At 32.7% G+C, this 12,779-nt stretch carries 12 protein-coding genes; 5 read left to right on the top strand and 7 right to left on the bottom strand.

From position 1 onward, the window contains the following. Positions 1-104 precede the first annotated feature (104 nt). Positions 105-791: a cell division ATP-binding protein FtsE gene (locus tag ACXGQW_RS07460; protein WP_457821565.1), complete on the top strand. Its 687-nt coding sequence runs from the start codon at positions 105-107 to the stop codon at positions 789-791. Here the strand turns inward: ACXGQW_RS07460 and ACXGQW_RS07455 are convergent. Beyond that, positions 784-1,920 carry a hypothetical protein gene (locus ACXGQW_RS07455; protein ID WP_457821563.1) on the bottom strand — a complete coding sequence of 379 codons (1,137 nt, stop codon included), beginning with the start codon at positions 1,918-1,920 and terminating at the stop codon, positions 784-786. The two genes, ACXGQW_RS07460 and ACXGQW_RS07455, sit on opposite strands and share 8 nt — an antisense overlap. A gap of 68 nt (positions 1,921-1,988) precedes the next feature. On the opposite strand from ACXGQW_RS07455, the gene ACXGQW_RS07450 reads away from it, so the two are divergent. After that, positions 1,989-3,080, top strand: a complete 1,092-nt coding sequence (locus tag ACXGQW_RS07450) for a glycosyltransferase (protein WP_457821561.1) — start codon at positions 1,989-1,991, stop codon at positions 3,078-3,080. On the opposite strand, the gene ACXGQW_RS07445 is transcribed toward ACXGQW_RS07450, so the two are convergent. The 3 genes from ACXGQW_RS07445 to dnaG are packed head-to-tail and all read right to left on the bottom strand — an operon-like array spanning position 3,077 to position 6,596. Then, complete coding sequence (locus ACXGQW_RS07445; protein ID WP_457821559.1) at positions 3,077-3,964, bottom strand: glycosyltransferase family 2 protein; 888 nt, start codon at positions 3,962-3,964, stop codon at positions 3,077-3,079. The genes ACXGQW_RS07450 and ACXGQW_RS07445 overlap by 4 nt on opposite strands. Positions 3,965-3,975: 11 nt before the next feature. Beyond that, positions 3,976-4,491, bottom strand: coding sequence for a mechanosensitive ion channel domain-containing protein (locus ACXGQW_RS07440; protein WP_457821557.1), 516 nt, complete (start codon positions 4,489-4,491; stop codon positions 3,976-3,978). A gap of 17 nt (positions 4,492-4,508) precedes the next feature. Beyond that, positions 4,509-6,596, bottom strand: coding sequence for a DNA primase (gene dnaG, locus ACXGQW_RS07435; RefSeq protein WP_457821555.1), 2,088 nt, complete (start codon positions 6,594-6,596; stop codon positions 4,509-4,511). A 219-nt stretch (positions 6,597-6,815) separates the two neighbouring features. Between dnaG and ACXGQW_RS07430 the strand changes: the two genes are divergently transcribed. Continuing rightward, entirely contained in the window at positions 6,816-7,268 is a 453-nt protein-coding gene (locus tag ACXGQW_RS07430; protein WP_457821553.1) for a DUF3575 domain-containing protein, read from the top strand. Between the two features lie 103 nt (positions 7,269-7,371). Here ACXGQW_RS07430 and ACXGQW_RS07425 read toward each other — a convergent pair whose 3' ends face one another. From ACXGQW_RS07425 to clpP, 3 genes are all read right to left on the bottom strand, one after another. Then, positions 7,372-8,574 (bottom strand): IS256 family transposase, encoded by a 1,203-nt coding sequence (locus ACXGQW_RS07425; RefSeq protein ID WP_457821179.1) that lies wholly within the window; start codon positions 8,572-8,574, stop codon positions 7,372-7,374. Positions 8,575-8,680: 106 nt separating this feature from the next. Beyond that, positions 8,681-9,913 carry an ATP-dependent Clp protease ATP-binding subunit ClpX gene (clpX, locus tag ACXGQW_RS07420; protein WP_457821551.1) on the bottom strand — a complete coding sequence of 411 codons (1,233 nt, stop codon included), beginning with the start codon at positions 9,911-9,913 and terminating at the stop codon, positions 8,681-8,683. Positions 9,914-9,953: 40 nt separating this feature from the next. Then, positions 9,954-10,616 (bottom strand): ATP-dependent Clp endopeptidase proteolytic subunit ClpP, encoded by a 663-nt coding sequence (clpP, locus tag ACXGQW_RS07415; protein WP_457821549.1) that lies wholly within the window; start codon positions 10,614-10,616, stop codon positions 9,954-9,956. Positions 10,617-10,766: 150 nt separating this feature from the next. On the opposite strand from clpP, the gene ACXGQW_RS07410 reads away from it, so the two are divergent. Together ACXGQW_RS07410 and ACXGQW_RS07405 are read left to right on the top strand one after the other, a co-directional pair. Next, positions 10,767-11,357, top strand: a complete 591-nt coding sequence (locus tag ACXGQW_RS07410; protein WP_457821547.1) for a hypothetical protein — start codon at positions 10,767-10,769, stop codon at positions 11,355-11,357. A gap of 69 nt (positions 11,358-11,426) precedes the next feature. Next, complete coding sequence (locus ACXGQW_RS07405; RefSeq protein ID WP_457821546.1) at positions 11,427-12,764, top strand: DEAD/DEAH box helicase; 1,338 nt, start codon at positions 11,427-11,429, stop codon at positions 12,762-12,764. Positions 12,765-12,779 lie beyond the last annotated feature (15 nt).

Here is a 12,779-nt window from a genome sequence, read left to right as displayed (position 1 = left end):
GAAACAAATGGTATTTATTTAAAGAACAAAACGCTAATTGTTAGTAGCTTGATTATTTTATGATTCCCCTATTTTTAAATATGTTTGTAAAAACTATTTAACTCATGTCTCAAACTGTTTTACAATTAAAAGATGCCAACATATTTCAAGACAATATTTTAATTTTAAAAAATGTTGATTTTGAATTGAACGCTGGAGAATTCTTTTATTTAATTGGAAAAACAGGTAGCGGAAAAAGTAGTTTACTAAAAATTCTTTATGGTGATTTGCCTCTTAACAACGGTATTGGCGAAGTAGTGGGTTATGATTTACCTAGCTTAAAAGAAAAACATATTCCTTTTTTAAGACGAAAAATTGGGATTGTTTTTCAAGATTTTAAACTGTTGAACGATCGTAATATTTATGACAATTTACTTTTTGTTTTAAAAGCGACTGGCTGGAAAGACAAAAAGAAAATGGAAGTCAAAATAAACGAAGTTTTAAGCAAAGTAGGGTTGCAAGAAAAAGGCTATAAAATGCCGTTTCAAATATCTGGAGGAGAGCAACAAAGAATTGCGATTGCAAGAGCCCTTTTAAATGACCCCGATTTGATTATTGCTGACGAACCTACAGGAAATTTGGATCCTAAAACTTCTATGGAAGTTATGGAATTGCTTAATGAAATTCATCAAAGTGGCAAAACCATATTAATGGCTACACATGATTATTCTCTTATTTTAAAGTACCCGCAACGCACTTTTAAGGTTGAAAATGGAGAAATTTTTGAAGTGGTGCATCAAAAAACTATGTAGCGCACAACTCCATAATTTTTTTGGCATTTACATGCGTATCAAAATCCGCTAATGCTTCTTTTCGTTGGTTGCGCAATTCTTCTGTAAATTTGACTTTCATTAAAACTGCTAACTCGTTTCTCACTTGCCCAACTGTGTCGCACACACTACAAGTGTTTTCTAAACCTGTTTGCTTAACCATTAAAGTATTTGCAATAACAAATCTACTTTTAACCAATGCATTTAATAGTTTTAATTTTATTCCTGTAGCTTGATAAGTAAATAATAAATTAACCTTTGTTTTAGCAAACAAATGCGCTAGCGAATTTGGTTTCTCTAAGTAATTCATTTTTACATTGGATAAATCTTTTATTGCACTTTCTATGATTTTACTTCTTCTACTGCTTGCTATAATTAGCCTATAGGAAGTATTTTTCACAACTTCAACAGCCATCAAAGCTGACTTTACGTTGTCTGAAACTCTTAAGTCTCCGTGCCATAAAATAAAGTTTTCTTCTTTTTCAAAAGGAGTAAAATTCATCTCTGTAAAGACTGGAATATAAGTAGACTTATCTTGATATTTTTGATTGAAATACTGCTGTTCTAAAGGAGATATCGACAAAATGTGAGTTGCTAAATTTAATACAGACTCATATTTTTTCAACTTAAAAGATTCGATTAAATAAAAGAGTTTTTTAAATGTGTTTGACTCTGATTTATACAAACCTTTGTAATAATTATGCTCAATATTATGTACTCTAACTACTGTACAACAATTACTTAAACTTGGTAAAGATTCCGTTGTGTGTAACCCCTCAAAAATAATAGTTCCTCCTTTTTGTTGAAGTCTTTTGGTCAACAATTCGTTGTCTCTAGATTTGACAATGTATGGTTTCGTAGAAAAAAAGGAAGAATTAAAACTATTCCTTGGATAATAATAAACCTCAGTACAATACTGCTCCAAAACGGGTTGTTCTCCTCTCCCATATTCAAAAGTGTGTAATGTAATATCTACTTCTAAATCGCTCAAAGCCTTGAGTTTGTACAACACGTCTATGACCCCTCCATAATTTGCGGGATAAGGAACATCAAATGATACTATTTGAATGGATTTATATACTATTTTTGTTTTCTTTGCTTCAGTGCTCAAGGGACTGTTTTGAACTAAGATGTCATTTTTTTTAAAATTGCACAACTATTTTAAATTATATTTTAAAGGTGAATCAACAAACTAAAAATATTTGCATTATTACCTCATCTTTAGGAAGTGGCGGTGCAGAAAAGGTTGCTGCTATTCAATCTAAAATGTTAAAAGAAATAGGCTATGGAGTATTTGTTGTTTCTATTCTTGATGATATTCAATACCAATACGAGGGTACACTACTGAATTTGGGGATGGTAAAAAAAAGTGGCTCAGTTCTACCACTAAGACTCCATAAACTAAAAGTTTTACGTTCCTTTCTTAAGCAACATCAAATTTCTCTAATTATAGATCATCGATCTCGTAACCATCTGGTTAGAGAACTCTTACTTAAATATTTAGTTTTTAATCATTACAAAACTGTTTTTATCGTTCACAGTAACAACTTGTTAAAGTCATTTCCAAAGAACACGCATATAGTAAAGTTATTATATGCCACTTCCAATAAAATTGTATCTGTTTCAAAAGAAATTGAAAAAAACATAAGTACTACTTATCGCCTTAGCAATATTACCACCATATATAATGCCTTACCCAAAAAAGACTCTTTAGAAAACGATTCTGTTGAGCTTGAAAGTTACATTATATACTTTGGTAGGTTAGAGGAGCATTCTAAAAATTTGAGTTTCTTAATCAACGCTTACCATAAATCAATTTTACCTAAACAAAACATAAAATTATTAATACTTGGGGATGGGCCTGATAAGAACAGTTATGTTCAATTGGTATCTCAATTAAAACTAGAAGAGCTAATTGTATTCAAACCTTACCAATCGAACCCCATTAGCTATGTGAAAAAAGCTCTTTTTTCTGTACTTACAAGTAACTACGAGGGTTTCCCAATGTCTGTTATAGAGTCTTTGTCTGTTGGAACTCCAGTAGTGTCGGTGGACTGCAAATCTGGTCCCAAAGAGGTTATTGTACATGAGCATAACGGTTTGATAGTAAAGAAAGAACTCAACGAATTTATCAACGCGCTTGATAAAATGATTGGAAATAGAAAATTATTAAAATTGTGTCGCGAAAACGCTTCCGAGAGCGTTAACCATTTAAGCTATGAGCGTATAAAAGAACAGTGGACAGGAGTCATCAAGAATATTCTTTATTAAATCTTTATTCTTTTAGTTATATAAATAGGCATGTAAAGCTTAATCAAATCTTTGAAAGGTAAATTATTTAAAGATATTTTACTACGTAATTTTTTATACAACTCATCATTGTTGTATTCTTTACATATCAACATAATGGATAATCGATTCCTGTCTAAAACTTGATTGAAGTAACTACTTTTAGAATCAAAACTATCATAATCTTCAAATAGGTAACACTTCTTTAAATCAATTTTTTTTCTAGAGAGGCTATTATCAACTACTTTAATAAATACTGTATTTAAGCTATTTAAAGCAATTTTATATTTTAACCCAAGCCTGAACCAAAATTCGATATCCTCATAGTTAGAGTATTTAGTATCAAAACCTCCTTCTTTTAAAAAGACTTCTTTTTTAACAGCCAATGATGAACTATGCAGTATGGAGCTTTTTAAACTCGACTCAAAGTAATCAACCTTTAATATCTCTTTGTCATCAACTGAGTAGTCCTTGAGTTTTGTTTTTCCTTTGCTTAGCAGATGACTCTTAGTAGTATATATCGATAGTTTGGGGAATTTTTTTATTGAAGTATCAATACTTGATAAATGATTTTTTTTCCACAAGTCGTCTCCATCTAGAAAAACTAAATATTCGCTACAGGCTTTACTAGCACCGTAGTTTCGTGCGTAAGAAACCCCTTTGTTCTCTATATTGAAAAGCGTAATTCTATCGTCTTTAATTGTGGAGACCTCATTTGTGGAATTGTCTGTAGAACCGTCATTAATGATGATAACTTCAAAATCTTTAAAATCTTGATTGCAAACACTTAACACAGTTTCTTTAATATAATTCTCCTTGTTGTAAAGAGTTATAATTACTGAGAAACGTGGGTTTTCTAATTTCATACAATCTTTGGTTAGACTTTTTCCTCCGTACTTAATATTTCAATTCCTTTTTGCATAATTAAGGAGTTCGGAAAGGTAATTAACTGACCTTGATCTGTTTTGATAAAAAAATAGAACCCTGTAATATCCTTTACCTCACCTGTCAACTCAAAATCTTTATCTAAAATTCTAATTCTACTCCCAATTCTTACTGGATGATTAAAGAATAAAATAGCACTAGCCGTTAAGTTCGATAACAAAGACCACTGCGCAAAAAATCCAACTCCAAGCACTGCCAACACAGATGATATGAAAATTGAAATTTTATTAAAATCCACCCCCCATATTACTGCAAGCAAAGCTCCAAAAACAATGTACACAACCAAATAGGTAAGAATAAAAATAATTTTTCTTCTGTTGGCATCAATTGCTTTTACAAAACTAAATTTGTTCACTGCTCTTTTAATACTACTGATAATAATTACTATCAATAGAAAAATTATTGCGCTAAATAAAAGCTCATATTTAAAGGTTTCTAAATTCACCATGTGATTATAATTTTATGTTAAAGAACTCTGTGTAATTTCTCAAACAACAAAGCTTTTAACTGCGTATAACTCATTACTTCCTGCAAAGCTTCTATCCTTTTTTCTTCGATAGAAACTTCGGTCATTAATTCTTTTACTTTTTGTTCAATTAAAACCCTTCTGATATTTAAAATTGCATCTTGAACTAATTTTTGCAATACATCTGTTTTTTTAGTGACCTCAATTTCTTTAGACTCCCAGTCACTAAGCACATGATGTTCATCATCCATTAAAATACTAGTAACTTCTGAAGCGATTTCTTGATCCTCATGACTTGTCAATCTATCCAAAAGTAACTTTTCTTCTTGATTTAACTGATGACTTAATTCTCTAAATATTTTTTGAAACAACGGATTGGAAAACTCAATTTCATCATCCTGCAACTGCAAATACAATTCGTGAGCTACCGTGTTTGCATACTCCTCTTTTACCATCACCACCTTGCCTTTATCATCGTGTTCTTCTACCCAGTCAATAAAATTTACTTCGTGATTACCGTACAATAGCAAAATTTTAACAATTTCTCTTTCGTACAAATCTAGAGCGTTAATTTTATTGGTGCTTTTTACTACGGGACTAGTTACTACTTGTTGCGAAATCCCTTCTTGCGCAAGCATCATTTCATTATAAGCATCATCGTCTGGCATATCTCCTTGCGATGACTTTGCAACAGGTTTAGTTTCTCGTTGTGTATTAGATGAGGCTATTCTCATCCCTCCGTTATTATGATGAGTATTGGACTTTTTATCTGCTTCCCTTGCTTTTCTATCAAGCATTTGAGCCAACTCGTTAAACAAAACTGTTTCGGAAATATCCATCATACGGGCACATTCCTGTATATAAACTTCTTGCTTAATGCTATCTGGTATTTTAGAGATACTCAACACAATATCTCTTATCAAACCTGCCTTTTTTATAGGGTCGTTTTTAGCCTCTTCTAATAATAAAGAAACTTTAAAACTGATAAAATCTTGTTGATTATTTTCTAAATGATTTTTTAACTCTTGGGTTGTTTTTTTCTTAGCAAAAGAATCAGGATCTTCTCCATCAGGAAAAGTAACTACTTTTACATTCATACCCTGTTCCAAAATAAGGTCAATCCCTCTTACCGAGGCCCTCAAACCTGCTGCATCACCGTCAAAGAGAACTGTCATATTGGGAGTCAACCTTTTCACTAGCCGAATTTGATCTGGTGTTAAGGCCGTACCTGATGAAGCTACCACATTGGTAATGCCTTTTTGAAACAAAGAAATAACATCCGTATAACCTTCTACTAAATAACAATTATCATCTTTGGATATTGTTTTTTTTGATTGATACAAACCATACAATACACTACTCTTATGGTATATTTTGCTTTCTGGCGAGTTTAAATATTTGGCTGCCTTTTTATCGTTGGTTAAAATTCTACCTCCAAAACCCAACACACGTCCCCCCATGCTATGAATAGGAAACATTACGCGTCCCTTAAATCTGTCAAACTGCTTTCCTCCCTCTTTTACAATGGTAAGTCCAGTACTTTCCAAATATTCTAAATCGTATCCTTTATTTAAGGCCTCATCTGTAAATGCAGTCCAATCGTCTAAGCAGTAACCTAAGTGAAAAGTTTCAATCATTTCATTGCTAAAACCACGTTCTTTAAAATAGCTCAACCCAATGGCTTTTCCTTTTTGGGTATTTAACATGGTTTTGTGAAAGTAGTCTTGAGCGTATTTAGAAACCAAATACATGCTTTCTCTTTCGTCAGCAGCTTCTTTTTGCTCATCGGTCTGCTCTGTTTCCTCAATAACAATATTGTACTTATCTGCTAAATACCTAATAGCTTCTGGATACGAAAAATGTTCGTGCTCCATTAAAAAAGAAACTGCATTTCCTCCTTTACCCGTACTAAAATCTTTCCAGATTCCTTTAACAGGAGACACCATAAAAGACGGAGTTTTTTCGTCTACAAAAGGACTCAACCCTTTAAAACTACTTCCAGATTTTTTTAAGGCAACAAATTCTCCTATAACCTCTTCAACTCTAGCAGTTTCAAAAACACGATCTATGGTTTCTCTTGATATCAATTCTCAAAATATTTTAAACAAAGATAGTGATTGATTCATTAGGTGTCATAATAAGACTACTTAAACAAAATATCAATTTAAAAATTTATATTTTCGCTAAAAAAATTATGAAAAAAATTATTTTTATCGCTTTTTTTAATATTACCCACATTATTAAATGCCCAAGAAACTGAAAGCAATCAGTTTCCTAAAAATGAAATCAAACTAAATTCTCTTAATTTGATTCTCTTTGTAGGGCTTGACCTAACATATGAAAAAATCCTAAACGACGACACCTCTCTTGGTGTAGGATTTAATTATTTATTAAGTGATGACAACAGTGATAGCAAGTATGAATTAACTGGTTATTATAGAAACTATTTTAGTACTAAATTCAATCAAGGTTTTTTTGTCGAACTGTTTGCTCAATATGCAAAAAAAGAGTGTGATTTATACTTTTTTGATTTTAGTAATGGCAATAATGATAACAAAAAGCTTGATGCTGAAACTTTTTCTCCAGGTATCGCAATTGGTGGAAAATGGGTAACCAAAAAAGGCATTATTGGTGAAATTTTCCTTGGTGTAGGTAGAAACATACTAGAGGTAGAAGAAGAAATAAACGGAATTCGAGTTGATGTATCATCGGATGAAATTATCGTTAGAGCAGGTATTAGTATCGGTAAAAGATTTTAAACAAAACACCTCATCAGAAAACTGATGAGGTGTTTAAGAAATTAGGTTATAAGACAGTATCCAATATTTTGTGTAAACAAAAATTCTACGGGGTTTAACTTTTTTAAAGCTGAACCCTTTTTTCAAATATAGTTAAGAACTGGTTAAGAATTAGTCCCCAATTGTGAATTGGCTGGGTCCATTTCTTAGTAATTTGCATCAAAGATAAATAAACTGATTTTTTCAAGGCATCGTCTGTTGGGAAGCTCATTTTGTTTTTAGTGTATTTTCTAATTTTGCCATTAAGATTTTCAATTAGATTGGTGGTGTAAATTATTTTTCTGATTTCTAAAGGGAAATCAAAGAACACGGTAAGTTCCTCCCAATTGTTACGCCAAGATTGTACTGCATAAGGATATTTATCATTCCATTTTTCAGCAAACTGGTCTAATTCGGCTTTAGCCATTTCTTTATTAGGAGCATTGTAAATATGCTTCATGTCTCCTGTAAAAGCTTTTTTGTCTTTCCAAACCACATAACGTGCACTGTTACGAATTTGATGAACCACACAGATTTGAGTATCTGCTGTTGGAAACACATTTTTAATGGATTGTGTGAATCCGTTGAGATTATCGGTAACAGTTACCAAAATATCTTCAACCCCTCTAGCCTTTAAATCAGTAAGTACTCCTTGCCAAAAAGCGGCAGATTCATTCATTCCTAACCACATTCCTAATAGTTCTTTGTGGCCTTCTCTGTTGAGCCCTACGGCTAAGTAAATAGTTTTGTTAACAACCTTTCCTCCTTGACGAACTTTAAATACAATTCCATCCATCCAAACTACGCAATAAACAGACTCTAAAGGCTTGTTTTGCCATTCTAATACTTCTTGATTGATTCTGTCTGTGATGATAGATATAGATGATGTGGAGAGCTTATAGCCATAAATTTGATAAAGTTCATCTTCAATATCAGAAACACTCATACCTTTTGCATAAAGCGAGATTACGATATTTTCTATAGACAGTGAAGTGCTTTTGTGTTTAGGAACCACAACAGGTTCAAAATCACTATTGCGATCACGTGGAACTTTAATCTCGCTTTGACCGAAGCGGTTCTTTACTTTTTTTGTAGTGCTACCATTGCGAGCATTAGTGTTGCTGCGTTTACCATTTTTGGGATAGCCCAAATGAGCATCCATCTCTCCTTGAAGCATAGCTTCTAAAGCGGCACTGTGTAATTCATTCAATAAATTACTTAAATCGTCTTCTGTTTTTAGGCCTTTTAATAGACCACTTTGTAAAAATTGATTTTTTAAATCATCCATAATAAAACTGTGTGTTATAAAATTAATCAAAAAATTAGGCGGGGTTTTAAAACCCCGCCTAATTTCTGTTTACACAGTTTTTTGGATACTACCGGTTATAATATCGCTAACTAGCCGCTTTTAACTGTCTCAACATATTCTTACTCAATTTGCTTTCCGCATACTCTTTAGTTACTTCTATAGATGTTTCGTCGGAACTTGGCATTTCAAACATAGCATCTGTAAAAATAGCTTCGCACAGAGATCTCAGTCCTCTCGCCCCTAGTTTATATTCTAGAGCTTGATTTACAATATAATCCAAAGCTTCGTTATTGATAGAAAACTGAATACCATCCATCTCAAACAATTTAGTGTACTGTTTAATTAACGAATTTTTTGGCTCTGTTAGAATTGCTCTAAGTGTTTCTCTATCTAAAGGATTCATATAACTTAAAACGGGTAAACGACCTATAATTTCTGGAATCAACCCAAAGTTTTTTAAATCTGTAGGGATGATGTATTTTAGCAAGTTCTTTTCATCTATTCTATCTTCCGATAAAGAAGCTCCAAAACCTACTGCTTGCCTGTTTAAACGCTTGCTAATATTGCGTTGAATTCCAGCAAAAGCTCCACCTGCTATAAACAATATATCTTTAGTATTAACTTCTACAAACTTTTGGTCTGGATGTTTACGTCCTCCTTTGGGAGCTACGTTTACAACAGTCCCTTCTAACAATTTTAGCAAAGCTTGCTGAACACCTTCTCCAGAAACATCTCTTGTAATAGATGGATTGTCTCCTTTTCGAGCAATCTTATCTATTTCATCAATAAAAACAATTCCTCTCTCAGCACTTTCAACATCATAATCAGCAGCTTGCAATAATCTACTTAATATACTCTCTACATCTTCACCAACATACCCTGCTTGAGTTAGCACTGTAGCATCAACAATAGAAAAAGGCACATTTAACATTTTTGCAATGGTTTTGGCAATTAAAGTTTTACCTGTTCCAGTATCACCCACCAAAATCATATTACTTTTTTCTATCTCTACTTCTTCTTCAAGTGTATTTGGCTGAGTTAATCTTTTGTAGTGATTGTAAACCGCTACAGCCATCGTTCTTTTAGTTTGATCTTGACCTATAATATATTGATCTAAAAACGCTTTGATTTCTTTAGGTTTTTTAACCTCTAAATCTGAGTTCTTATCTGTATCATCACCTGCAATTTCTTCTGATAAAATTCCATGAGCTTGAGACACACAACTATCACATATATGTGCATCTACTCCAGCTATAAGTAAGTTTGTTTCTTCCTTCTTACGCCCACAAAAAGAGCATTCCATTCCTTCTTTTGACATTTCTTATCTTTTAATTTTATCTATAACTGCCTTAACCTAACTACTTGTTTCTTGATAAAATTTCATCAACCATCCCGTAAGCTTTAGCCTCTTCGGCTTTCATCCAGTAATCTCTATCAGAATCTTGTGCTACTTTATCAAACGGTTGTCCTGAGTGGCTAGAAATAATCGTGTAAAGTTCTTTCTTTAACTTGTTAATTTCTCTCACTGTTATTTCCATATCCGTAGCCTGTCCTTGTGCCCCTCCTAAAGGTTGGTGAATCATCACACGTGAGTGTGGTAAGGCAGATCTTTTTCCTTCTGCTCCTGCACACATCAACACAGCCCCCATACTTGCAGCCATACCTGTACAAATGGTAGCTACATCTGGTTTGATAAATTGCATCGTGTCATATATTCCTAAACCAGCGTATACACCTCCTCCTGGAGAGTTGATGTAAATAGATATATCTTTATTAGCATCTACCGATTCTAAAAACAACAGTTGTGCTTGGATAATGTTTGCCACCTGATCGTTAATTCCTGTTCCTAGAAAAATAATTCTATCCATCATTAATCTAGAAAAAACGTCCATTTGAGTAATGTTCAACTGACGTTCTTCCATAATGTATGGAGTTACAGAACTAACTATTTTATCGTAATGAGTGCTACTAATACCGTGATGTTTGGTAGCGTATTTTTCAAATTCTTTTCCGTAATTCATATATTGTGTTCTTAAGATTTACAAAAGTAAATATAGTAAAGTAAACTAAAACTAACATCGTAGTAAAAGTTGCTAATCTATAATATGTTTAAATGATTTTGTTATTTTTGTTATATTCAGACAACAACGATCACTATACCTTACTTTTTTATGAAAAAATTAATTTTTCTATTCGTCTTTATCAGTTTTTCTTTTTCTCAAGCACAAGATAATTCTACAGACGATAGTCAGTTTTCTTTGTCTCAACAGTTCGAGGAACTATACAGAAAATCAAGCACTTATCAAGAATACAAAGTAATCTCTATGGTTAAGTACAATCAGTTAAAGAGTAATGTTGTAGATTCTTTAAATGCTCAGATTAAATTGGTGGAAGAAAAAAACAATATCATCAACCGTAATAACAATGAGTTGAAAAACTTAAAGCAGGAGCTAATAGACACTAAAAAAGAACTTAAAGACTCTATTTCTTTAAAAGATAGTAGATCTATTTTTGGAATGAGTGTTGAAAAATCTGTTTTTTCATCTATTATTGTTCTTACGTATCTTATTTTAATCACTTTAACGATATTTTTTGCTTTTAAATACAGACAAAATATATCAAACACCAAAAAAGCTGTTTCTGATGTGAAAGCCTTGGAATTAGAATATGAAAATCATAAAAAATCTTCTCTAAAACGATTCCAAGAAGTAAATAGAAAACTTCAAGATGAATTAAATAAAAATTGGAAGAAAGAAAAATAAGGATTCCAATATTAACTAGTTCCTTGCACGTTGTTTTACCTATCTTTGCAGCAAGAAAACTAGGAACTTATGTCTTTTGAAAATTTAAACCTAAACAATCAACTTCGTAACGCCATAAATGATTTGGGCTATACGGAACCTACAAAAATACAGGAGCAAGCTTTTTCTTGTATTATGTCTGGTAGAGATGTTGTGGGTATTGCTCAAACGGGTACAGGTAAAACTTTTGCCTATTTAATGCCTATTTTGCGCATGCTTCCTTATTCTGAGCAAAAACATCCTAGAGTTTTAATTGTGGTTCCTACAAGGGAATTAGTAGTGCAGGTGTTAGATGCTTTAGACAAATTAACTCCTTATATTAATATTCGCTACGGTGGTATTTATGGAGGAGCCAACATCAACAAACAGAAAGAAATGATTTTTAACGGTTTAGATATTCTTGTATCTACACCCAGACGTGTGATCGATTTGGGAATGGCTGGAGCTTTAAAGTTAAAAGCCATTCAAAAGTTGGTAATTGATGAGGTTGATGAAATTTTTAATTTGGGGTTTAGACTTCAACTAGTAGATATTATCGACTTGGTGCCTAAAAAAAAGCAGACTATTTTATTTTCTGCAACCATGACAGATGAAGTAAATGAACTCATCAACAATTTTTTTAACAACCCCATTAACGTAGAAGCAGCGGCATCCGGTACAAGGTTGGAGAATATTGAACAAATGGCTTTTGAGGTTCCTAACTTTTATACCAAAATAAACTTACTAAATCATCTTTTGCAGGAAGATGAAGAGATGTCTCGTGTTTTGGTTTTTATCAAGCATAAATATTTAGCCGATTTGGTGTTTAACGAAATCCAAGGAATGGCAGAGTATCCCGAAGAGAATTTTGCGTTGATACATTCTAATAAAACTCAAAATTATCGTTTGCGCTCTGTAGAAAATTTTAAAGCTGGTAAACATCGAGTTCTAATCACTACAGATGTACTATCTAGAGGAATGGATATTCCAGGAGTTACTCATGTGATCAACTTTGATTTACCTAAGGAAGCAGAGGCTTATATGCACAGAATAGGTAGAACGGGTAGAGCAGAAAACGAAGGTTTTGCTATTTCGTTTGTTACCAATAGAGATGCGGAGATAGTTGCAGAAATAGAAACATTGATGGATTACGAAATTCCAAAATACGGGATGCCTGATGATGTGTATATAGAAAGTAGATTACTGGAAGAAGAAGTTGAAAAAGAAGATATTACCCCCTACCAAAAACTGGGTTCCAAAGAATTTGCTCCTGGACCTGCTTTTCACGAAAAATCTGAAAAAAATAGCAAAGTAAACCTAGGAGGTAGCTACAGAAGGGAGATTGCTAAAAAATATAAGAAACCTCAACGAAGAAGACCAAAAAAATAAAAAGACAGGAATCCA

This window comes from Wenyingzhuangia sp. IMCC45533, from assembly GCF_054111225.1.
Note: the sequence above shows the minus strand (reverse complement) of the source record. Positions and strands in the feature narration are given on the sequence as shown.

Bases quoted from the DNA above. Each gene is read 5' to 3' on its own strand.
- ACXGQW_RS07460 (WP_457821565.1), top strand. From the start codon at position 105: ATGTCTCAAACTGTTTTACAATTAAAAGATGCCAACATATTTCAAGAC.
- ACXGQW_RS07445 (WP_457821559.1), bottom strand. From the start codon at position 3,964: ATGAAATTAGAAAACCCACGTTTCTCAGTAATTATAACTCTTTACAAC.
- ACXGQW_RS07440 (WP_457821557.1), bottom strand. From the start codon at position 4,491: ATGGTGAATTTAGAAACCTTTAAATATGAGCTTTTATTTAGCGCAATA.
- ACXGQW_RS07425 (WP_457821179.1), bottom strand. From the start codon at position 8,574: ATGGATGATTTAAAAAATCAATTTTTACAAAGTGGTCTATTAAAAGGC.
- clpX (WP_457821551.1), bottom strand. From the start codon at position 9,913: ATGTCAAAAGAAGGAATGGAATGCTCTTTTTGTGGGCGTAAGAAGGAA.
- clpP (WP_457821549.1), bottom strand. From the start codon at position 10,616: ATGAATTACGGAAAAGAATTTGAAAAATACGCTACCAAACATCACGGT.
- ACXGQW_RS07410 (WP_457821547.1), top strand. From the start codon at position 10,767: ATGAAAAAATTAATTTTTCTATTCGTCTTTATCAGTTTTTCTTTTTCT.
- ACXGQW_RS07405 (WP_457821546.1), top strand. From the start codon at position 11,427: ATGTCTTTTGAAAATTTAAACCTAAACAATCAACTTCGTAACGCCATA.